At 74.5% G+C, this 20,267-nt stretch carries 19 protein-coding genes; 12 read left to right on the plus strand and 7 right to left on the minus strand.

Features of this window, described 5'->3' with window-relative positions; genetic code table 11:
• Nucleotides 1-3: 3 nt before the first annotated feature.
• The 3 genes from SL103_RS02605 to SL103_RS02615 all read left to right on the plus strand — a co-directional run bounded on the left by SL103_RS02605 (nucleotide 4) and on the right by SL103_RS02615 (nucleotide 3,665).
• Nucleotides 4-1,200, plus strand: coding sequence for an acyl-CoA dehydrogenase family protein (locus tag SL103_RS02605; protein WP_069567117.1), 1,197 nt, complete (start codon nucleotides 4-6; stop codon nucleotides 1,198-1,200).
• Nucleotides 1,200-2,267, plus strand: coding sequence for a Zn-dependent alcohol dehydrogenase (locus tag SL103_RS02610; protein WP_069567118.1), 1,068 nt, complete (start codon nucleotides 1,200-1,202; stop codon nucleotides 2,265-2,267). The genes SL103_RS02605 and SL103_RS02610 overlap by 1 nt, the downstream gene beginning before the upstream one ends.
• A 72-nt stretch (nucleotides 2,268-2,339) precedes the next feature.
• On the plus strand, nucleotides 2,340-3,665 hold the full coding sequence (locus SL103_RS02615; protein WP_069567119.1) for an MFS transporter: 1,326 nt from the start codon (nucleotides 2,340-2,342) through the stop codon (nucleotides 3,663-3,665).
• On the opposite strand, the gene SL103_RS02620 is transcribed toward SL103_RS02615, so the two are convergent.
• Entirely contained in the window at nucleotides 3,655-4,284 is a 630-nt protein-coding gene (locus tag SL103_RS02620; protein WP_244303821.1) for a flavin reductase family protein, read from the minus strand. The genes SL103_RS02615 and SL103_RS02620 overlap by 11 nt on opposite strands.
• 203 nt (nucleotides 4,285-4,487) lie before the next feature.
• Here SL103_RS02620 and SL103_RS02625 point away from each other — a divergent pair, with 203 nt between their 5' ends.
• Entirely contained in the window at nucleotides 4,488-5,054 is a 567-nt protein-coding gene (locus SL103_RS02625) for an RNA polymerase sigma factor (RefSeq protein WP_079145525.1), read from the plus strand.
• Nucleotides 5,055-5,062: 8 nt separating this feature from the next.
• Nucleotides 5,063-5,710: a hypothetical protein gene (locus tag SL103_RS02630; protein WP_244303822.1), complete on the plus strand. Its 648-nt coding sequence runs from the start codon at nucleotides 5,063-5,065 to the stop codon at nucleotides 5,708-5,710.
• An 81-nt stretch (nucleotides 5,711-5,791) separates the two neighbouring features.
• On the opposite strand, the gene SL103_RS02635 is transcribed toward SL103_RS02630, so the two are convergent.
• Together SL103_RS02635 and SL103_RS02640 are read right to left on the minus strand one after the other, a co-directional pair.
• The gene (locus SL103_RS02635; protein WP_069567122.1) at nucleotides 5,792-6,643 is read right to left on the minus strand and encodes an enoyl-CoA hydratase/isomerase family protein; all 852 of its coding nucleotides are present in this window, start codon (nucleotides 6,641-6,643) and stop codon (nucleotides 5,792-5,794) included.
• Nucleotides 6,644-6,704: 61 nt separating this feature from the next.
• Nucleotides 6,705-8,963: an acetate--CoA ligase family protein gene (locus tag SL103_RS02640; RefSeq protein WP_069567123.1), complete on the minus strand. Its 2,259-nt coding sequence runs from the start codon at nucleotides 8,961-8,963 to the stop codon at nucleotides 6,705-6,707.
• 298 nt (nucleotides 8,964-9,261) lie between these two features.
• Here SL103_RS02640 and SL103_RS02645 point away from each other — a divergent pair, with 298 nt between their 5' ends.
• Complete coding sequence (locus tag SL103_RS02645; RefSeq protein WP_069567124.1) at nucleotides 9,262-9,768, plus strand: Zn-ribbon domain-containing OB-fold protein; 507 nt, start codon at nucleotides 9,262-9,264, stop codon at nucleotides 9,766-9,768.
• 146 nt (nucleotides 9,769-9,914) lie between these two features.
• Complete coding sequence (locus SL103_RS02650; protein WP_069567125.1) at nucleotides 9,915-10,403, plus strand: GNAT family N-acetyltransferase; 489 nt, start codon at nucleotides 9,915-9,917, stop codon at nucleotides 10,401-10,403.
• Nucleotides 10,404-10,452: 49 nt separating this feature from the next.
• On the opposite strand, the gene SL103_RS02655 is transcribed toward SL103_RS02650, so the two are convergent.
• Nucleotides 10,453-11,193, minus strand: a complete 741-nt coding sequence (locus tag SL103_RS02655; RefSeq protein WP_069567126.1) for a pyridoxine/pyridoxamine 5'-phosphate oxidase — start codon at nucleotides 11,191-11,193, stop codon at nucleotides 10,453-10,455.
• Nucleotide 11,194: 1 nt separating this feature from the next.
• A complete protein-coding gene (locus SL103_RS02660; RefSeq protein WP_079145527.1) occupies nucleotides 11,195-12,562 on the minus strand; it encodes an FAD-dependent monooxygenase in 1,368 nt (455 codons plus the stop codon).
• A gap of 253 nt (nucleotides 12,563-12,815) precedes the next feature.
• Between SL103_RS02660 and SL103_RS02665 the strand changes: the two genes are divergently transcribed.
• A complete protein-coding gene (locus SL103_RS02665; protein ID WP_069567127.1) occupies nucleotides 12,816-13,592 on the plus strand; it encodes a VOC family protein in 777 nt (258 codons plus the stop codon).
• Nucleotides 13,593-13,843: 251 nt separating this feature from the next.
• Nucleotides 13,844-15,019: a macrolide family glycosyltransferase gene (locus SL103_RS02670; RefSeq protein ID WP_069567128.1), complete on the plus strand. Its 1,176-nt coding sequence runs from the start codon at nucleotides 13,844-13,846 to the stop codon at nucleotides 15,017-15,019.
• 82 nt (nucleotides 15,020-15,101) lie between these two features.
• Here the strand turns inward: SL103_RS02670 and SL103_RS02675 are convergent, their stop codons facing one another.
• A complete protein-coding gene (locus SL103_RS02675; protein ID WP_069567129.1) occupies nucleotides 15,102-16,292 on the minus strand; it encodes a thiolase C-terminal domain-containing protein in 1,191 nt (396 codons plus the stop codon).
• A gap of 551 nt (nucleotides 16,293-16,843) precedes the next feature.
• Here SL103_RS02675 and SL103_RS02680 point away from each other — a divergent pair.
• The 3 genes from SL103_RS02680 to SL103_RS02690 all read left to right on the plus strand — a co-directional run bounded on the left by SL103_RS02680 (nucleotide 16,844) and on the right by SL103_RS02690 (nucleotide 19,328).
• A complete protein-coding gene (locus SL103_RS02680; protein WP_069567130.1) occupies nucleotides 16,844-17,344 on the plus strand; it encodes an allene oxide cyclase barrel-like domain-containing protein in 501 nt (166 codons plus the stop codon).
• A gap of 185 nt (nucleotides 17,345-17,529) precedes the next feature.
• Complete coding sequence (locus SL103_RS02685) at nucleotides 17,530-18,858, plus strand: acyl-CoA dehydrogenase family protein (protein ID WP_069567131.1); 1,329 nt, start codon at nucleotides 17,530-17,532, stop codon at nucleotides 18,856-18,858.
• Nucleotides 18,855-19,328 carry a nitroreductase family deazaflavin-dependent oxidoreductase gene (locus SL103_RS02690; RefSeq protein WP_069567132.1) on the plus strand — a complete coding sequence of 158 codons (474 nt, stop codon included), beginning with the start codon at nucleotides 18,855-18,857 and terminating at the stop codon, nucleotides 19,326-19,328. Before SL103_RS02685 ends, SL103_RS02690 begins: the two co-directional genes overlap by 4 nt.
• A 244-nt stretch (nucleotides 19,329-19,572) precedes the next feature.
• On the opposite strand, the gene SL103_RS02695 is transcribed toward SL103_RS02690, so the two are convergent.
• Nucleotides 19,573-20,220 carry a TetR family transcriptional regulator gene (locus tag SL103_RS02695; RefSeq protein ID WP_069567133.1) on the minus strand — a complete coding sequence of 216 codons (648 nt, stop codon included), beginning with the start codon at nucleotides 20,218-20,220 and terminating at the stop codon, nucleotides 19,573-19,575.
• Between the last annotated feature and the right edge of the window lie 47 nt (nucleotides 20,221-20,267).

The raw sequence follows: 20,267 nt of genomic DNA on the forward strand, positions 1-20,267 counted from the left end.
GTTGTGGACTTTGCGTTCGGCAGTGCGGACGAGGAATTCCGGGCGGCGGCCCGGGAGTGGCTGGCGGGGCATCTCGTGGGCCCCTACGCGGAGTTGGCGGGTCGGGGCGGCCCGGGAAGTGAGCACGAGGGGGCCGCGGCGCGCCGGGCGTGGGAGCGGGAGCTCGGGGCCGGTGGCTGGATCGGGCTCGGGTGGGACCGCGCGCACGGCGCGTACGGCAACCGTGCGGCGAGCCTGACGCAGCAGGTGGTGTGGGCCGAGGAGTACGCCCGGGCCAGGGCGCCCGGACGGGTCGGGCACATCGGGGAGAACCTGCTGGCGCCGACGCTGCTCGCGTACGGCGACGAGGCGCAGCGGCGGCGGTTCCTGCCGGCCGTCGCGCGGGGCGAGGAGCTGTGGTGCCAGGGCTACAGCGAGCCGGACGCGGGATCGGACCTGGCGGGGCTGCGGACGGTGGCGGTCCGGGACGGGGCCGGCTACCGGATCAGCGGGCAGAAGATCTGGACCTCGCTGGCCGGGGAGGCCGACTGGTGCTTCGTGCTCGCGCGGACGGACCCGGACGAGCGGCGGCACCGCGGGCTGTCGTTCCTGCTGGTGCCGATGGACCAGCCGGGACGGATCGAGGTACGGCCGATCCGGCAGATGTCGGGGACGGCCGAGTTCAACGAGGTGTTCTTCGACGGGGCGGTGGCGCGGGCCGGGCACGTGGTGGGCGGGGAGGGGGCCGGCTGGCGGGTGGCGATGGGGCTGCTGGCGCTGGAGCGGGGGGTCTCGACGCTGGTCCAGCAGATCGGGTTCGCGGCCGAGCTGGCCGAGGTGGTCGCCGCGGCGGTGCGCGGTGGCGCGCTCGGCGACCCGGTGCTGCGCGACCGACTCGTCAGGCAGTGGGCCGAGTTGCGGGTCATGCGGTGGAACGCCCTGCGGACCCTGGGCGCGGCCGGGGACGCGGGCGCGCCGAGCGTGGCGAAGCTGCTGTGGGGCGGCTGGCACCAGCGGCTCGGGGAACTGGCGGTGCGGGTGCGGGGCGCCGAGGCCGCGCTCGGGCCCCTCGACTGGACCGCCGGGGCGCCGTACGAACTGGACGCGGCGCAGCGGCTGTTCCTGTTCAGCCGGGCCGACACGCTGTACGGCGGCTCGGACGAGATCCAGCGCACCATCATCGCCGAGCGTGTGCTCGGCCTGCCCAGAGTGGAGCGGTGATGAAAGGCGTCATGTTCGACGGTGAGCGGCCCCGGGTCGTGGACGACCTGGAGGTGCGGGAGCCGGGGCCGGGCGAGGTGCTGGTCGGCATCCGGGCGGCCGGACTGTGCCACAGCGATCTGTCGGTGGTCGACGGGACGATTCCGTTCCCGGTGCCGGTGGTGCTGGGACACGAGGGGGCGGGGGTGGTCGAAGCCGTGGGCGCCGGCGTCGGGCACGTGGTGCCCGGCGATCACGTCGCGCTGTCGACGCTGGCCAACTGCGGGGCGTGCGCGGAGTGCGACCGGGGGCGGCCGACGATGTGCCGCACGGCGATCGGGATGCCGGGGAAGCCGTTCCGGCGGGGCGCGGCCGAGCTGTTCAACTTCGCCTCGAACTCGGCGTTCGCGGAGCGTACGGTCGTCAAGGCGGTGCAGGCGGTGAAGATCGGCAAGGACATCCCGCTGACCTCGGCCGCGCTGATCGGGTGTGCGGTGCTCACCGGGGTGGGGGCGGTACTGAACCGCGCGCGGGTGGACCGCGGTGAGTCGGTCGTGGTCATCGGGGCCGGTGGCATCGGGCTCAATGTGCTCCAGGGCGCGCGGATCGCCGGGGCGTCGACGATCGTGGCGGTGGACGCCAACCCGGCGAAGGAGGCGATGGCCCGGCAGTTCGGGGCGACGCACTTCGTGGACGCGTCGGCGGTGGCGGACGGCGTCAAGGCGGTGAAGGAGATCCTGCCCACCGGTGCCGACCACGCCTTCGAGTGCGTGGGCAGCACCCGGCTGATCCGGCAGGCGGTCGATCTGCTGGACCGGCACGGCCAGGCGGTGCTGCTCGGGGTGCCGCCGGCCGGTGCGGAGGCGTCGTTCCCGGTGTCGTCGATGTATCTGGACAAGTCGATCCTGGGGTGCCGGTACGGCTCGTCGCGGCCGCAGCGGGACATCGCGCTGTACGCCCGGCTGTACCGCGAGGGGCGGCTGCTGCTGGACGAACTGGTGACCCGGACGTACCCGGTGGAGGACTTCGCCGAGGCGGCGGACGACGCGCACCACGGGCGGGTGGCGCGGGCGGTGCTGACGTTCTAGTGGCCCGATCCTGAGGAACCCTGGCCTTCCGGCCACTCGTGGTGGGTGGGGGCGCCGGGCGAAGGTGGCCTGGTGACCCTCACCCCCTCCGAACTGCCGTCCCGCGCACAGGTACCGGACCCGGCGGCCCCGCCCCGTCGCCGGCGGCCGCACCGCGCCTGGTCCGTCGCCGCCGTCACCTTCCTCACCCTCATCGGCGCGGCCGGCTTCGCCTCCCTGCCCGGTCTGCTGATCGAGCCGCTGCACGCCGAGTTCCACTGGTCGCGCGGCACGATCGGCTTCGCGGTCTCGGTGAACCTGGCGCTGTACGGCCTGACGGCGCCGTTCGCCGCGGCCCTGATGGACCGGTTCGGCATCCGGCGGGTGGTCGCGGTCGCGCTGACGGTGATCGCGGCCGGCGCCGGCCTGACCTGCTTCATGACGTCGAGCCGGCAACTCGTCCTGTACTGGGGCGTGCTGGTGGGGCTGGGCAGCGGTTCGATGGCGCTGGCCTTCGCCGCGACGGTCACCGGCCGGTGGTTCGCCGCGCGGCGCGGGCTGGTCACCGGCATCCTCACCGCGGCCGGCGCCTCCGGCCAGTTGATCTTCCTGCCGGCCCTGTCCGTGGTCGTCGAGCGGTACGGCTGGCGGCCGGCCGCGGTGACCGTCGCGCTGGCCGCGCTCGCCGTCGTGCCCCTGGTGTGGCTGCTGCTGCGCGACCACCCGGCGGACGTGGGCCTCGCGCCGTACGGGGCGGCGGAGTTCGTCCCCAAACCGCCGCCGCAGCGCGGGGCCGCCCGGCGCGCGGTGCGGGCGCTCGTCTCGGCGGCCGGCACGGGCCCCTTCTGGCTGCTGGCGGGCACCTTCGCGATCTGCGGTGCGACGACGAACGGCCTGGTCAAGACGCACTTCGTGCCGGCGGCGCACGACCACGGCATGCCGATGACGGCGGCCGCGTCCCTGCTCGCGGTGATCGGTGTCTTCGACATCGCCGGAACCGTCGCCTCCGGCTGGTTCACCGACCGCTTCAGCGCCCGTCGGCTGCTCGCCGTCTACTACGGGCTGCGCGGCCTGTCCCTGATGTTCCTGCCGCTGCTGCTGGCCGACACCGTCCACCCGCCGATGGTCTTCTTCATCGTCTTCTACGGACTGGACTGGGTGGCGACCGTACCGCCGACCCTCGCCCTGTGCCGCGAGCACTACGGCGAGGACGGCGCGATCGTCTTCGGCTGGGTGCTGGCCGCGCACCAGGTGGGCGCCGCGCTGATCGCCTTCCTGGGGGGCCTGGCGCGCGACGCGTTCGGCTCGTACAACCCGGTCTGGTACGCCGCGGGGGCACTGTGCGCCCTGGCGGCGCTGATGGCGCTGGTCATCCGCGAGCGGCGGGGCGGGGTGCGGGCGGTGGCGCTCACGGGCTGAACCGCCCGAACGCGCCCCGGTGGAAGAGCAGCGGGCCGGCCGCGGCGGCGCCCGGATCCGTGCCGAGGGCGTCGACCCGGCCGACCACGATCAGGTGGTCGCCGCCGGTGTGCACGGCCTGGATCGTGCAGTCGATCCAGGCCGGGACGTCCGCCAGGCGCGGCGAGCCGGTCGCCGGGGCCGGGGCGTGGCGGACGCCGGCGAACTTGTCGGCGCCGCTGACCGCGAACGCACGGCACAGCGCGCCGTGGCCCGCGCCGAGGACGTTGACGCAGAAGACGCCGGCGCGGGCGATCCGCGGCCAGGTCGTCGACGTGCGCGTCACCATGAACGCCACCAGCGGCGGGTCGAGGGACAGCGAGGTGAAGGACTGGCAGGCGAAGCCGGCCGGGCCGGGCTCCCCGGGGGCCGTGACGATCGTGACGCCGCTGGCGAAGTGCCCGAGGACGGAGCGGAATTCGGCCGCGTCCAGCGGGGCGCGCTCGTCCTCGCGCACGGCGCGCAGGGCGGGGCGCGGGCGGGGCGCGGCGGGGGCGGCCGGTGCCGCGGCCGAGGTCGGCGCGCCGACGGAGCGCAGGTACCGCACGGCCGTGGCCGCCATTCCAGCGTGTCCCATCATGTTCTCATTGAATCTGATGGAGCGTCAGATGTGAAGGCGGTGGAGGTGGCGGCCACCCGGACGCGTGGTTTGCCCGCCGACCGCCGGGATTCCGGTCGGTCCCCGGGAGAAATTGAGAGGGCGGATTCCCGCTTGCGTGTCGTCCGCAGGGGTAGCGGTCGCCTCGGCCGCGTCCGTAGCCGAGCAAGGGGGAGTTCCGGTACATGGCCGATGTGACACCGCCCTCAGCGTCGTCCGCCGCGTCACCCACCTTCGACGAGGTCTTCTGCGGGCTGCTGCCCCGGCTCTACCGAAGAGCGGTGATGCTGGCCGGTTCGCGGCAGTCGGCGGAGGACGTGGTGCACGAGGCGTACCTCAGACTCGCCGCCCGCCCGCAGCGCTTCCTCGCCCACCCGGAGCCGTACGCCTACGCCTTCACCGCGGTGCTCAACGCCGCCCGCGACGCCTGGCGCAAGGAGCGGCGGCAGGTCCTGGTGGACCCGATGGACGGGCTGGCGGAGGGCGGTGAGCCGGGGGCGGCGGGGCCCGGCGGCTGGGACGGCGGGGTGGAGCGGCGGCACGCCGAGATCGAAGTGGTGCGTCTGCTGGGGCGGTTGTCGCACCGGCAGGCCGGCATCGTCATCCTCGTCGACCTGGACGGCTACACCATCGACCAGGCCGCGAAGATCATGAAGGTGCACCGCGGCACCGCCGCCCGGCACCGGGCCCGTGCGCTGGACAGGCTGCGCGCCCACCTCGTTGAATCGGAACACGGGCAGGCCGGGAGGTGAGCGGCGCGGTGGGCGTGGGAGCACGGTACGACGGCGACGCGGGCGGTGCGGGTGGCGGCGGTCCGGTCCCGGGCGGCGGCCCGGGCGGCTCCGGGGACGACGCCGAGGCGCTGCTGCGCGCCCGACTGCGGCGCGCGGACGAACAGATCGAGGCCCCGCCGGGCCTGTGGGACCGGATCCGGGAGAGCGACGGCGCACCGGAGCCCGCGGTCGCGCGGCCCCGTCGACGGCCGTACGCCCTGGTCCTGGGGGTCGCGGCGGCGGTGGCGGCGGTGGCCCTGGGCGTGTGGTGGCTGGTGCGGCCCGGGCCCGTCCACGTGCGGCCGGCGGGGCCGCCACCGACCGTGCGCCTCACGGTGCACAACAGCGAATCGGCCTGCCGCGGCCGCCGGTTGCTGGAGTGCGCCCTGCGGCTGGCCAAGGACCCGCACGCCCCGTACGCCGCGCGCGGCAACTCCGCCGGCCGGGTCTGGCACGGCGACGTGCTGACCGCGCGCTGCGTGGTCACCGACGGCCGGCTGGTCCGCGACGAGGCGGGCCTCACCTCCACCCGCTGGTACCTGGTCACCACCGGGCAGGGGGTGGAGGGATGGCTGCCGGGGGTGCGGACGCGCAACACCCATGAGGTGCCGGTGTGTCCAGAGGGACACAAGTAGCCGCGGGTGGCCGGGGCCGGCGGACCGGCGGATCGGTGGGCCGGTAGGCCGGTGGGCCGGGTGGGTCGGGTGGGCCGGCGGTCACCGGCCGCGGTACGTCGGGTCGCGGCGCTCCACGAAGGAGGCCACCCCTTCCCGCGCGTCCGCCGTAGCCATGTTGATCTCCTGAGCGGTGGCCTCGGCGGCGAAGGCCGTCGCCCGGTCACTCTCCAACGAGGCGTTGACCAGCTGCTTCGTCAGGGTCAGCGCACGGGTGGGGCCGGCCGCCAGCCGCTCTGCCCACTCCCGGGCGGTGGCGGTCAACGCGTCGTCCGGGACCACCCGGTTGACCAGTCCCAGCCGCTCGGCCTCCGCGGCCGGTACCGCGTCCCCGAAGAACATCAGCTCCTTGGCGCGTTGCGGGCCGATCAGCCGGGGCAGCAGATAGGCGCCGCCGCCGTCCGGGACCAGGCCGCGGCGGACGAACACCTCGATGAAGCGCGCCGACGCGGCGGCCAGCACCAGGTCGCAGGCGAGCGCGAGATGGGCGCCGAGCCCGGCGGCGGTGCCGTTGACCGCGGCGATCACCGGCTTCTCGCAGTCCTGCACCGCCGCGACGAGCCGCTGGGCGCCGAGCCGGATCAGCCGGGCGACGTCGCCGGCGACCCGCTCGCCGGCCGGCGGCGCACCGCGCAGGTCGGCGCCGGCGCAGAAGCCCTTGCCGGTCGCGGTCAGGACGACGGCGCGTACGTCCGGGTCGGCCGAGGCGTCGGCGAGCCGGTCGATGAGGCGTTCACGCTGGTCCCCGGTGAGGGCGTTGAGCGCCTCCGGCCGGTTGAGGGTGAGCCACGAGACGCCGTTGTCAGTGCTGTGCAGTATCAAGGAATCGACGGGCGCGGCGGCGTCGCCGGGCCCGGCCGGGGGGACGGCGCCGGGGGACGGGGAGGACGTCATGGGGGAGCGGCTCCAGGGGGTGCGGGCGGGCGGCGCGCGGGCGCGCGGGGTCCGGACGCGGTCAGTGGCAGACGGCGAGCGCGTCGAGGGCCACCGCGCCCTGGCCGCGCTCCAGCACCACCAGCGGATTGATGTCCAACTCGGCGAGGTCGCCGTCCAGTTCCAGCGCCATCCGCTGGACGCGCAGCACGACCTCGACGAGCGCGTCGACGTCCGCGGGTGGCGCGCCCCGCACGCCGTCCAGCAGGGCGCGGCCGCGCAGTTCGGCCAGCATCGCGCGGGCCCGGTCCTCCCCGAAGGGCGGTACGCCCACCGCGACGTCCCGCAGGACCTCGACGAGGACCCCGCCGAGGCCGACGGTCACGGTCGGCCCGAAGAGACTGTCGTGGGTGACGCCGACGACCATCTCGACGCCCCGCTCGATCATCTGGCAGACCAGGACGCCGTCCAGCGGGACGTCCTCGTAGCGGGCGATGTCGGTGAGTTCGCGGTAGGCGTCCCTGATCTGGCTGGCGGAGGTCAGACCGACCTTGACCAGGCCCAGTTCGGTCTTGTGCGCCAGCTGCGGCCCGGACGCCTTCATGACGACGGGATAGCCGACCAGGCTCGCCGCCCGTACGGCCGCGGCCGCGCTGGTCACCAGCTGTTCGCGCGGGACGCGGATGCCGTAGGCGCGCAGCAGCTGCTTCGCCGCGTGTTCGCTGAGCTGCCGGCCCGGTCGCATCAGCGCCTGCGCCTTGCGTGCGGAGGGCGACGCCGTGCGGGGCGCGTCGTCGAAGGGCGAGCGGTAGTCGGCGGTGAAGCGGTGGTGGTCGAGGAAGGCGCGGACGGCCGTGATGCAGTTGGCGAAGGTGCGGAAGGTGGCCACCCGCGAGGAGCCGAGCAGGGTGCGGCGGTAGGCGTCCTCCGTGCCGACCGGCGAGCCCCAGATCACGCACACCAGCTTGTCGGTCTGCTCCGCCGCGTCCACCAGGTCCTGGGCGAGCTTGTCGCTCATCGGCGGGAACGGGCCGGTGATCGGGCAGATCAGGACGCCGATGGACGGGTCGGCCAGGATCGCGTCGATGATCTTGCGGCCGCGCCGGTCGCCGACCGGGTGACCGCCGTTGTCGACCGGGTTGGCGACGTTGAGGTAGTCCGGTATCCACTGGTGCAGTTCGGCCTGCTTGGCGTCGTCGAGGGTGGGCAGCCGCAGCCCCGCCGCGGTCGCCAGGTCGGCGAAGTGCGCGCCGGTGCCGCCGGAGATCGAACAGACCGCGACGCCCTCCGCGACCGGCTTCCTGGCGCGGGCCAGCAGCGCCGCGGTGTCCTGCAGCTCGTCGAGCCCGTCCACCCGGATCACGCCGAACTGCCGCATCGCGGCGTCGACGACCTCGTCCGCGCCGGTGAGCTTGCCGGTGTGCGAGGCGGCCGTCCGGGCTCCGGTCTCGGTGCGGCCGACCTTCACGGCGACGACCGGCACCTTGTGGCGGGCCGCGCGGTCGGCGGCGAGCAGGAAGCTGCGGCCGTCCTTGAGCCCTTCCACATACGCGGCGACGGCGCCGACCTCGGGGCGGGTGGCGAAGTAGGAGAGGAAGTCGGCGGTCTCCAGATCGGCCTCGTTGCCGGTGGGGGCCCAGTGGGAGAGGCGGATGCCCAGTTCCTGCAGGGTGAAGAGCGGCCGGCCCTGGTGGCCCGACTGGGTGATCAGGGCGATGGCCGGCCCGTCGAGGTCCTCGCGGAAGGTCTCGAAGGCGTTGAGGTTGGTGTTGGGGCCCAGCAGCCGCAGACCGGAGCGCTGGACCGCCTCGGCCAGCCGGGCCTGGGCGGCCGCCCCGTCCGCGCCGGTCTCGGCGAAGCCGGAGGCGAAGGCCACCGCGAACTTCACCTCGGCCGCGGCGAGTTCCTCGACGACCGGCAGTGGGTCGGCGACCAGTATCGCGGCGAGGTCGACGGGCTCGGGCAGCTCGGCGACGGTGGCGTGGCAGGGCAGCCCGAAGACTTGGGCGCGCCCCGGGTTGACCGGGTACAGCCGCGCGCCGACCCGCTCCGCCCAGGCGATCAGCTGGCGGGTGATACCGGTGTGGGGCCGGCCTTCGGTGTCCGAGGCGCCGATCACGGCCACCGAGCCGGGCCGGAAGAACCGGTCCAGGTCGGGCACCGGGGCGTGCAGCGGGCGGCCGCTGACGTCCCGGTCGACCGGGGCTCCGGCGCCCTGGTCGTCGCCGTCGCGCAGCGGTGCGCTCATGCCGTGGACGGTGTGTGGTGGTTGCTCCCCGCAGGCCACGACGCGGGCCGGCCGGGAGTGCGTGGTGAGGGTGCCGTGAGTCGATCCAAGCATCGCAAACGCCCGCTCCTGTGTGACGGCTCTCATTACCTGCACGCTGCACTGTGCGCTAGCTGACGCATTGTCAGTTTACTTGAACTGACGACTCGTCAGGAATGGTCCGGCACGGGAAAGGTTCGGAGGTCGACCCCGCCTGCCCGTCCGCACCCTCCGGGCGGCGTCCCCCACCCCACCCCGGGTCGCCACCCCTCCCGCGCCCCGTTCCCGTCCGACTGGATCTGACGTACCGTCAGTACCCCTGGCAGGTGAGTCGGCGGACGAGGTCGGCCGGCGTGGCGGTGGGGGTGATCCGGTGACGGCCGGTACCGGGAAGAGGGCCGACGGCGGGAGCGGGGCCGGGGCACCGCGGTTCGACGTGCCGGAGGTGGACGCCTTCACCCGGCCGTACTGGGACGCGGCGGCCGAGGGGAGGCTGCTGCTGCGCCGCTGCCGGGCCGCCGGGTGCGGGGCGGTCCACCACTACCCGCGCGAGTTCTGCCCGTCCTGCTGGAGCGAGGACGTCGTCTGGGAGCAGGCCACCGGCCGCGCCACCCTCTACACCTGGTCCGTCGTGCACCGCAACGACCTCCCGCCGTTCGGTGCGCGGGTGCCGTACGTCGCGGCGGTGGTCGAGCTCGCCGAGGGGCCCCGGATGATGACCGAGATCATCGACTGCCCGGCGGACGCACTGCGGATCGGGATGCCGCTGACGGTGCGGTTCCGGCGGGACGGCGACGGGCGGCGGGACGGTGACGGCCGGCGGGACGGTGACGGAGCGGACGGCCCGGGGTACGCCGTCCCCGTCTTCGGTCCCGCCTGAGGACCGGCCGCCCGACCCGCGGCGCAGGCTCCGGCGCCGACCCGTGCCGCGGGCTCCGGGCCCGGCCCGCGGCGCCGGGCCTCCGGTGGCGGCCCGGTGGGAAAACCCGGTGGCGGCCCGTCGTGGGCCGGCGGCATGCTGGAGAGGTGCTGATTCGCGAGGCGACCGCGGCCGACTGGCCCGCCATCTGGCCCTTCTTCCACGAGATCGTGGCGGCCGGGGAGACCTACACCTACCCCCGTGACCTCGACGAGACGACCGGCCGCGAGATGTGGCTGCTCGCACCGCCCGGCCGTACGGTCGTCGCCGTCGACGAGTCCGGAACGGTGCTGGGCACGGCCAAGATGAACCCCAACCACATGGGCGGCGCCGCGCACATCGCCAGTGCCAGCTTCATGGTCGATCCACGCCGAGGGGGCCGCGGAGTCGGTCGGGCCCTGGGCGAACACGTCCTGGCCTGGGCCCGCGCCGAGGGCTACCGGGCGATGCAGTTCAACGCCGTCGTGGAGACCAACACCGGCGCCGTGGCCCTCTGGGAGTCCCTGGGCTTCACGATCATGACGACGCTCCCCGAGGGCTTCCGGCACCCCACCAAGGGCTATGTGGGGTTGCACATCATGTACCAGCAGTTGTGAACGCCCGCCGGGCGGCCGTGACCGGACGCCTGGCGGGGCCCCCGGTGGTTCACGGCCACAGCAGGTCCCGCGTCCACCGCCCGTCCTCCCGGCGGTAGTCGAGGCGGACGTGGCGGCGCCGGGCGTCCCCCTGGAAGAACTCCACCTCCTCGGGCCGCAGCACGTACAGCGTCCAGCTCGGCACGGGCGCGTCCGGTTCCTGCCGGGCGCGCTCCCAGGCCGCGTCCGAGGCGCGGGCCAGCTCCTCGACGGAGCCGAGCACCTCGCTCTGCCGGCCGACGAGTGCCGCGGCCAGCGCCCCGGGGGAACGGCGGTGCAGATCGGCCGCGCTCTCCGTGGGGCCCGCCTCGGCCACCGGCCCCCGGACCCGCACCTGGCGGCCGACCGCCGGCCAGTAGAACCCGAGCGCCGCCCGCGGCCGTACGGCCAGTTCGCGGCCCTTGCGGCTGCCGCGGTGGGTGGCGAAGTGCCAGCCGCGCTCATCGGCGTCGTGCAGCATCACGGTCCGTACGTTCGGGTCCCCGGCCGCGTCGGCGGTGGCGAGGGTCATGGTCTGCGGCTCCGGCTGGCCGGCCTCGGCGGCCTCCCGCAGCCACTGCCGGAACAGCGGCAGCGGCTCGTCCGGGGCCGCCGCCGGGTCGAACGACGGCAGGTCGTGATCCCAGACCCGCAGGCCGCGCAGCAGGTCACGGAAGGCGCGGGCGGCGGGGTCGGCCTCGGCGCCGGGCTCCGGCGCGGCGCCGTCGGGACCGCCGGCCGGCGGGTGCGGGGGCGCGGGGTGCTCGCTCATGTCAGGCAGCGTACGGGGGGTGCGGGACGCCCGGCACCCGGCCGGTGCCCGGCCCCGCCACCTCCGCGCGACCCGCCACCTCTGAGCGCCCCGCCCCCTCCGCACGCCCCGTCACCGAATCCGGCCGCGGGTAGTCCTTGAGCGTGATCGCGCGGGCGCCCCGCTGCACGTCCTCGGCGATCTTCCTGGCGACGAGGTTCTTCCAGGGCAGGTGCGGCAGCATCCGCACCATCAGGTGCCGCAGGCGGATCTGCCACCGCGAGTCCGCCGTCATCTCCCGCGCGAACTTCCGCGCCAGCGCGTGATTGACCTCGACGTAGCCGCGCATCTCCCGCTCGTAGCGCGCGAAGGCCGTCTCCGGCGCGCCGCCGGCCGCCGCGAGTTCACCGGCCAGGACGTAGGCGCCGACCAGCGCCATCCCGGTGCCCTGGCCCGACGCCGGGGAGGCGCAGTGCGCGGCGTCGCCGAGCAGCACCACGCGCCCCCGGGACCAGCGGTCCATCTCGACCAGCTGCAGCCCGTCGAAGTAGAAGTCGCCCGCCTCCCGGGCGGCGCGCAGCATGCGCGGGGTCTGCCAGCCGACGCCGTCGAACGCGTCCGCCAGCAGGGCCAGTTGGGCCTCCCTGTCCCGGTGGTCGTAGGTCAGCCGCGGCGAACGGAAGCACAGCAGGCCCTTGGCCGCCGGGTCCCCGGCCGAGCTGTAGGCGCAGATCAGCCTGCCGGGCACGGCGTGGTACAACTCCTCGCGGTCCAGGCCGAGTTCGTTCGGCATGGAGAAGGCCGAGACGTACGCCCCGAGGTGCCGTACGAACTGCTCCTCCGGGCCGAAGGCCAGCCGCCGGACGGTCGAGTGCAGGCCGTCGGCGCCGACGACGAGGTCGAAGCGGCGGGGAGCGGCGCGCTCGAAGGTGACCTCGACCCCCGGTGCGCCGCCTCCGCTCCCGTCCCGCCCGACCGGGGTGAGCGAGGCGATCGAGTCGCCGAAGACGTACTCGACGTCCTCCCGGGTCCGCTCGTACAGGATGCGGGCCAGCTCGCCGCGCATGATCTCGTCGTCGCGGCCGATCCGGGCGCCGAAGATGTCCGCGGGGAGCGTGGCGATCCGCCTGCCGCCCTCGTCGACGTACGCGCCGGTCCGCATGTCCGTACCGGCGCGTTGCACGGCCGGCAGGATCCCCATCCGTTCGGCGACGTCGACCGCCGCGCCGCGGATGTCGACCTTGTAGCCGCCGGTGCGCAGGGCGGGGGCGCGCTCGACGACGGTCACCGCGAAGCCGTGGCGGTGCAGCCAGTAGGCGAGCGCGGGGCCGGCGATGCTCGCCCCGGAGATCAGTACCGAGATGGGGCGGGCGGGGGCGGTACCGGGCATGACGGGGTTCCCTTCGGGAGTGCTGCTCCTGGGCGGACTGCGGCGCGCGTCGTACGGGCGCCGTGCGGTCGTGGTGCACGCGTCGACCGGCACCGCCGACTATACGAGCGTCTTAAACGCTTGTCTATGACGAGCGTATAGATCGCCCTCCTCTCCCCGGGACGCCCAACTAGGACAGCCTCCGTCCGCCATGCGCACTAGCGTCGTCCCGTCGGTGTCAGCCCGCCACCGCGCCGTCGCGAAGGAGCAGACGATGAGCGAGATCGACGTCAACCAGCCGCTCGGTACGCCCACTTGGATCGATCTCGGGGTAGCGGACCTCGACCGCGCCAAGGCGTTCTACGGCGCGCTGTTCGGCTGGGAGTACCAGGAGCCGTCCGCGGCGAGCGGCCCCTTCACCCTGTGTCTGCTGCGCGGCCGGCGGGTGGCGGCACTGCGGCCCGTCTCCGGGGCCGACACCGCGGGCGAGCCCTGGTGGCACGTGTACCTCGCCACCGACGACTGCGACGGTACGGCCGAGCGGATCGCCGGCGCCGGAGGGGAGTTGCTCGTACCGCCGTCGGACGTGGCCGGCCTCGGCCGCACCGCCGTCGTCGCGGACCGCGTCGGCGCCCGCTTCAGCCTCTGGCAGGGCCGGACGCTGCCGGGCTGCGAACTGGTCAACGAGCCGGACACGCTGGTCCGCAACGACCTCGTCTCCCCGGACCCCGGCCCCGCCCGCCGCTTCTACACCTCGGTCTTCGACTTCACCCTCGACGGCAACGACGACCTCCCGGGCCTCGACTTCACGTTCCTGCGCCGCCCCGACGGCCATGAGATCGGCGGCGTCTTCGGCTCCCCGGCGGCCGTCGCCTCCCGCTGGCACACGGTGTTCGAGGTCGCGGACACCGATGAGGCGGTGGCCCGCGCCGCCGCCGCGGGCGGCGCCGCCGAGCCCCCGGAGGACACCCCGTACGGCAGGATGGCCGCCCTCACCGACCCCTTCGGCACGTCCTTCAGCGTCATCACCCGCCGCCCGGCCGCCCGTTAGGGACGCCGGGCGAGCCTCGGGGCGGAAAAACCGTTCGCGGGGCGCCGTCGCCCGGCCTACCCTCGTCGGATGTCTTCCTTCCTCCAGATCTACGGCTGACACGGCTCGGGGCGGCCTCGCCCGCCCGTGCCCGTCCGCGCCCGCACGCCCAGGGCGGCGGCCGGCCTTCCCGGCCGCCGCCGCGCGGTGCCGTGCGGTGCTTCGGGCTCCCCTGTTCCCAGCCGTGACTCTGCATCGAAGGAAGTCCTCCCATGCCTCGCACCACCCACATCGCCATGGTCGGCACGCCCATGGTCAGCCACGTCCTGCCCAGCCTGGAGATCATCCGTGAGCTGGTCTCCCGCGGCCACCGCGTGACGTACGCCAACGCCGAGCACGCCGCCGCGCTGATCGCCCCCACCGGTGCCGCGTTCGTCCGCTGCACCACCACCCTGCCGGTCGTCGACAACGCCTGGCCGCAGGACCCGGTCGCGGCCGCCGCGCTCTTCCTCGACGAGGCCGTCGCCCTGCTGCCGCAGCTGCGGGCCGCCTACGACGACGACCCCGCCGACCTCTACCTCTACGACGTCGGCGCCTTCGCCGCCCGCGCGCTGGCCGAGGCGCAGGGCCGGGACATCGTCCAGCTGTCACCGACGTTCGTGGGCTGGGACGGCGCCGAGGAGGAGATCGGCGCGGCGTTCGCCGGGCTGCCGGGCGCCGCGGAATACCAGGCGCGGTTCGCCGCCTGGCTGGCCGGGTGCGGCGCGCGCACCACGGACGTGGCGGAGTTCTCCGGCCGGCCGCGCCGGGCGCTGGCGACGATCCCGCGGGCCATGCAGCCGCACGCGGACCGGGTCGACGCCGACACCGTGACCTTCGTCGGGCCGTGCCTGGGGGACCGCGGGGAGCAGGGCGGCTGGACGCGGCCGGCCGGCGCCGAGCGGGTCCTGCTGGTGTCCCTGGGCTCGGCGTACACCCGCCGGCCGGAGTTCTACCGACAGTGCGTGGCGGCCTTCGGGAACCTGCCGGGGTGGCACGTGGTGCTCCAGATCGGCCGGTACATCGACCCGTTGGAGCTGGGCGGCGCGCTGCCGGCCAACATCGAAGTCCGTTCGTGGGTACCGCAGTTGGCGATCCTGGAGCAGGCGGACGCGTTCGTGACGCACGCCGGGATGGGCGGCAGCAGCGAGGGGCTGTACGCCGGTGTGCCGATGATCGCGGTCCCGCAGGGCGCCGAGCAGTTCCTCAACGCCGACCGGCTGGTCGAGCTGGGGGTCGCCCGCCGCCTCGACACCGCGGACGCCACCGCCGAGGCGCTGCGCACGGCACTGACGGAGCTCACCGCCGATCCGCAGGTCGCCGCCCGCTCGGCCGCGCTGCGGGCCGAGGTGCGTGCGGAGGGCGGCGCCCGCCGGGCCGCGGACCTCATCGAGGCGCGGCTGGGCTAGGTCCGGGGCGTCGGGCCGGGCCGGTGTCCGCGCGGGCACCGGCCCGGCAGCGGTCCGGCCCGGCCCGGCCCTTCCGCGCGCCTCACCCCCGCCCCAGGACCACCGTCCCCGACGAGCAGAACCAGCCGCCCGTGCCCGAGGCGACCGCGAGCTGCGGCAGCCGGCCGCCGGCCCGGCGGACCTGGCGGTCCGGGCCCGCCTCGCCGCGGAGCTGGCGTACCGCCTCGACCAGCAGGAACAGGCCCCGCATGCCGGGGTGGCAGGCGGCCAGTCCGCCGCCGTCGGTGTTGACCGGCAGTGCGCCGTCCCGCAGCAGCCGCCCCTGCTCGACGAACGCGCCGCCCTCACCCTTGGCGCAGAATCCCAGGTCCTCCAGCGTCACCAGGGTCATGTAGGTGAAGGCGTCGTAGAGCTCCGCCAGGTCGATCTCCTCGGGCCGGACACCGGCGCGTTCGAAGGCGAGGCGTCCGGAGACCGCCGCGGGCGAGACGGTGAAGTCCTCCCACTCGGACATCGTGGCGTGCGAGACCGCGGTGCCCGAACCCAGCACCCACACCGGGGGCTTGGCGAGGTCGGGGACGTAGTCCTCGGCGGCCAGCAGGACCGCGCAGCCGCCGTCGGAGCGCACGCAGCAGTGCAGCTTGGTGAACGGGTCGGCGATCATCGGGCCGGATAGCACGTCGTCGACGGTGATCGGCTCGCGGTACAGCGCGTCCGGGTTGGCCGCCGCGTTGGCCCGCGCCTGCACCGCTATGTGGGCCAGCTGCTCCAGCGTGGTGCCGTACCGGTGCATGTGGCGGCGGGCAGCCATCGCGTATTTGGCGATCAGGGTGTGCCCGTAGGGGACCTCGAACTGGAGCGGGCCGCGCGCGCCGAAGGAGAGGTTCGCGGTGCGCCGCCGGGCCTTGAGATCGGCGCGGGCGGTGGAGCCGTAGACGAGGAGGACCGCGTCGGCACGGCCGGCGGCGATCGCGTCCGCGGCGTGTGCGGCCATCACCTCCCAGGTGGCGCCGCCGACCGCGGTGGAGTCGACCCAGGTGGGGCGCAGCCCCAGGTACTCGGCGACCTCGACGGGGGCGAGGGTGCCGAGGCCGGCGGAGGCGAAGCCGTCCACCACCGAGCGGTCCAGCCCGCTGTCGGCGAGCGCCCGGCGGGCGGCCTGCGCGTGCAGCGCGTACGGCGTGGCCTCGTCCACCCGGCCGCAGTCGGACAGGGCGACGCCGGCCACGGCGACCCTGCGCTTCCCCGACGTCGCCGTAGTCGCTGAAGACATGAATCTGACGGTACATCAGATCTGGTGCGGTGGGGAGGGCGTGGTCCGGTGCGGCCGCCGCGCGGGGCGGGCGTGCGCCGGGATCCCGTTCCGAGGGGAAAATGCGGGAGATTATCGGAGAATCCGAGTTATCGAACGGGTATTGAAGGATTTCCCGGCGCCGGTATTCTCGACGTGCTGTGTGCAAACCGGCCCCTTTTGGCGGCCGGGCGCCTGCTCGCTGTTGCCCATACGGTGGAGCAGACATTTCCGTGTGCGGGGCGCGTCGTCCCGTCGATCCTGGGGAGTGTCATGTTCACCTTTGCAGCGCAATTGCCGGTGACCGCAAGGGAATAGCGGTCCGTGCGCCGGACGGCGTCCGCGCCCCTCCGGCCAACCGCCTTTCACCTGCGGCTGTACGGCCGCCCGACAGGTTTCGCACACCCTCTCCGCGATCGCCGCCGCCCTCGTCCCTGAATGTGCGGCCCGATCCGGTTCCGCGTACGGAGGCAGCGCATTTCCCGTGCGCATCGTCAGGGCACCTTCCTTCCAGTCCCACAGGAGAAAAAGCCATGCGTCACTTCAAGCACGTCGCCGTGAGTGCGGTCGCCGGACTGGCGGCCCTCCTTTTCTGCCCTCCCGCCGCGTCGGCCGCCACGGCCGCGGGCGACGGGTCCTGGCCGCAGAGAGAGGAGGTCTTCCAGCTGGTCGCGCACCAGACCCAGATCAACTCGGTCGATGTGGACGGGGCCGGGCCCACCCAGGGGGACGAGATCGTCATCACCGGTGACCTGCTCCGCGGCACCACGAAGGTCGGCGACTACAGCCAGATCTGCACGCTGACCCGGACCGCCCCCGCCGACGAGTTCGACCTCCAGTGCGCGGGCGACCTCTCCCTCGCTCCGGGGCAACTCACCATCCAGGGCCGCTTCACCGTCACCGCGGCCGGCCCCGGGAACATCGACATGGCGATCACCGGCGGCACCGGGCGCTACCGCGCGGCCCACGGCTTCGTCCGCGCCGTCAACCTCAGCGCCACGGACACCCAGCTCACCGTCCATCTCATCCGCTGACCCGGCGGAAGGACGTTCCACCGCTCGCCGGCCGGGCCACGGTGACGTGGCCCGGCCACCCGACGACTTGCGGGCCCGGTCTGGGAAAGTGCACCGCCCGTCCCTACTATGACGCCCCGTCAGATCGCTGCCGGGGCCCGCCCGCACGGGGCGGGCGTGGTCGCACGGTCGGGAGGAGCCCGCCGATGGATGCCGCGTTCACCGAGGAGCAGCACGAAATCCGCCGTACCCTGCGCGAGCTGCTGCACAAGCGCTGCGGCCCGGACGAGGTCAAGGCGGCGGTACGCACCCCGCCGGGCTACGACGAGCAGCTGTGGCACCAGCTCGCCGCCCGCCTCGGGCTGCCGGGGCTGGCGCTGCCCACCGCGTACGGCGGGGTCGGCTGCGGGCCCACCGAACTCGCCCTGGCCTGCGAGGAAACCGGCCGCGTGGTGCTCCCCTCACCGCTGATCGCCACCGCCGCGCTGGCCGCCCCGCTGATCCTCGCCCTCGGCAGCGAACGGCAGCGCAGCACGCTGCTGCCGGCCCTCGCCGCCGGGGAAATGACCGCGACGCTGGCCGTGCCGGGCGGGCGGCTGGCCACCGCGCTCGCGCTGACCGGCCCGAACGACGGGGACTGGGCGGGCGGCGGCCGGGCCGGCGGGATCCAGGCCCGGCAGGTACCGGCGGACGGCGGCGGACCGGCGACCGGCCGCTGGCGGCTGTACGGCGAGGCCGGGCAGGTGCTGAACGGGCACACCGCGCAGCTGCTGGTGGTGGCCGCGCACACCGGCGGCTTCGCGCGCAGCCGTACCCGGCTGTTCCTCGTGCGGGCGGACGCCGGCGGGCCGGCCGGGCTGCTGCGGATCCGGCAGACCGCGATGGACGAGACCCGGCCGCAGGCCCGGCTCGAACTGCGCGAAGTGCCGGCCGAGTTGTTGGGGGAGGAGGGCGGCGACGCGGCGGCGGTCCCCGGGGCGCTGGCTGCGACCGGGGCGCGGGCCGCGGCGGCACTGGCCGCCGAGGCGGTCGGGGTGGCCGACGCGGCGCTGGCCCGCACCGTCGGCTACGTCCGGGAGCGCGAACAGTTCGGCCGGCCCATCGGGTCCTTCCAGGCGGTGCAGCACCGGCTCGCCGACCTGTACGTGGCGCTGCAGGCGGCGCGCTCGGCGGCGTACTACGCGGCGTGGTCGGCCGGACGCGGGCCGTCCGGGGGCGGCGCGGACGCCGCCGCCCACGAGGCTCCGGAACCGGGAGCGGGCGGGCTGGCGCTGGCCCAGGCGCTGGAGACGCTGCGCGCGGTGGCGGCGGAGGCGGTGCAGCTGCACGGCGGCATCGGCTTCACCTGGGAGCACGCGGCGCATCTGTACTTCAAGCGCGCGGCCTGCGACGAACTGCTGCTGGGGCCGGTGCACCGGCTGCGGGCCCGGGCCGCCGCGGAGGCGGGGCTGTTTCCGCAGGGCACGGGCACGGGCGCGGGGGCCGGCGACGGGCCGGTGGTGGCCCTGCGCACCCGAGAGGGAGCCGGCGCGTGAGCCCCGCAGGAGAGCGGCTGCTGCAGAAGGTCTCCTCGACCCGCCTCTTCGCCCGGGTCGCACCGCACTGCATTCCCGCGCTGGACCGGGCCGTGCACCGGCTGACCCGCGGAAAGGTGCTGCTCAGCACCCGGATGCTGCCCGGGGTGATCCTCACCGCGACCGGCGCGCGGAGCGGCCGTCCGCGGCGCACGCCGCTGGCCTGCCTGCCGCAGGAGGACGGCGGCTGGCTGCTGGTCGGCAGCAATTTCGGGCGGCCGGGGCACCCCGCCTGGACCGGCAACCTCCTCAAGAACCCGGAGGCGGAGGTCAGTTGGCGGGGAGAGGACATCGCCGTACGGGCGCGGCTGCTGACCGGGGAGGAGCGCGTTCGGGCGTGGCGGGCGGCGCTGGAGGTCTGGCCCCCGTACGCCACGTATCAGGCGCGGGTGGAGCGGGAGATCCGGCTGTTCCGCCTGGAGAGGCGCTGACGGGCGGCTGAATTCCGGGGCCGGGGCCGGCGCGGGCGCCGCGCGGGGCCGGACATGCGCAACGGGTGCCCGGGGCGCCCCTGGGGGGCGCCGGCACCCGCTGAGTGTGCGGTACAGCTATGGCAGGACGGACACAGGACCACTCACGAACCGGCCCGGAAGGACCGGGACTTGGAGGCGCGGCGGTTGCTCGGCCGCTTCCTCGGCTGCTGGCTCGGTTACTCGCTGGTTTTGCCGGTGGACCTCACCTCGTGGGCTTGCGGCCGGTGGCGCCGAGGTGCACCAGCAGCGCCAGGTTCGGCTTCAGCTCGGCCTGCTTGACGCCCCAGCTCTGGAAGCCCTTCTGGTGTGCGGCGACCGCTGCCAGCATCGCGACGAGCGAGCCGGCGACGGCTGCGGGACTCACGTCCTTGTCGACCTTGCCCTTGCTCTGGAGTTCCTGGATGGACTCCGTGAGCGAGTTGGTGACGGCGTTGAGGATCTTCATGCGGATCTTGTAGAACCGCTTGTCGCCCTCGGCGGCGCCCAGGTCGATGACGCGCAGAATCGCGTCGTGCTTGCGCCAGAAGGAGAGGAAGCCTTCGACCAGCTCCTCCGCCGTCTGCCAGCCGGACTTGCCCACCCAGGAGCGTCCGGCGACAAGATCGGTCAGAGTGGTGCCTTCTTTCGCCATCTCCTCGGCGATTTCGAGGACGGCGCCCTCGACGTCCGGGAAGTACTGGTAGAACGTTGCGGGTGAAGTCCCCGCTTTTCGGGCCACATCGATGACCTTGACGTCCCGATAGGGGGACGAACTGAGCATTTCACTGAGGCAGTCGAGAAGCTTCTGCCGCGTCGCCTGTCCGCGGCGGCCGGCAACTCTGCCGTCGACGGTTCGAACTTGTCCTGTCATGCCGTCAGCTTACCGAGGGGTGATCGGAGCGCGATTTGGCTGCCTGC

The sequence above is a fragment of the Streptomyces lydicus genome (assembly GCF_001729485.1).
Lineage (GTDB): Bacteria > Actinomycetota > Actinomycetes > Streptomycetales > Streptomycetaceae > Streptomyces > Streptomyces lydicus_D.

What these genes read in the sequence shown, in the direction of transcription:
- SL103_RS02610 (WP_069567118.1), top strand. Translation starts at nt 1,200, where the DNA reads ATGAAAGGCGTCATGTTCGACGGTGAGCGGCCCCGGGTCGTGGACGAC.
- SL103_RS02620 (WP_244303821.1), bottom strand. Translation starts at nt 4,284, where the DNA reads ATGATGGGACACGCTGGAATGGCGGCCACGGCCGTGCGGTACCTGCGC.
- SL103_RS02625 (WP_079145525.1), top strand. Translation starts at nt 4,488, where the DNA reads ATGGCCGATGTGACACCGCCCTCAGCGTCGTCCGCCGCGTCACCCACC.
- SL103_RS02695 (WP_069567133.1), bottom strand. Translation starts at nt 20,220, where the DNA reads ATGACAGGACAAGTTCGAACCGTCGACGGCAGAGTTGCCGGCCGCCGC.
- SL103_RS02635 (WP_069567122.1), bottom strand. Translation starts at nt 6,643, where the DNA reads ATGACGTCCTCCCCGTCCCCCGGCGCCGTCCCCCCGGCCGGGCCCGGC.
- SL103_RS02655 (WP_069567126.1), bottom strand. Translation starts at nt 11,193, where the DNA reads ATGAGCGAGCACCCCGCGCCCCCGCACCCGCCGGCCGGCGGTCCCGAC.
- SL103_RS02660 (WP_079145527.1), bottom strand. Translation starts at nt 12,562, where the DNA reads ATGCCCGGTACCGCCCCCGCCCGCCCCATCTCGGTACTGATCTCCGGG.
- SL103_RS02675 (WP_069567129.1), bottom strand. Translation starts at nt 16,292, where the DNA reads ATGTCTTCAGCGACTACGGCGACGTCGGGGAAGCGCAGGGTCGCCGTG.
- SL103_RS02665 (WP_069567127.1), top strand. Translation starts at nt 12,816, where the DNA reads ATGAGCGAGATCGACGTCAACCAGCCGCTCGGTACGCCCACTTGGATC.
- SL103_RS02685 (WP_069567131.1), top strand. Translation starts at nt 17,530, where the DNA reads ATGGATGCCGCGTTCACCGAGGAGCAGCACGAAATCCGCCGTACCCTG.
- SL103_RS02680 (WP_069567130.1), top strand. Translation starts at nt 16,844, where the DNA reads ATGCGTCACTTCAAGCACGTCGCCGTGAGTGCGGTCGCCGGACTGGCG.
- SL103_RS02670 (WP_069567128.1), top strand. Translation starts at nt 13,844, where the DNA reads ATGCCTCGCACCACCCACATCGCCATGGTCGGCACGCCCATGGTCAGC.
- SL103_RS02640 (WP_069567123.1), bottom strand. Translation starts at nt 8,963, where the DNA reads ATGCTTGGATCGACTCACGGCACCCTCACCACGCACTCCCGGCCGGCC.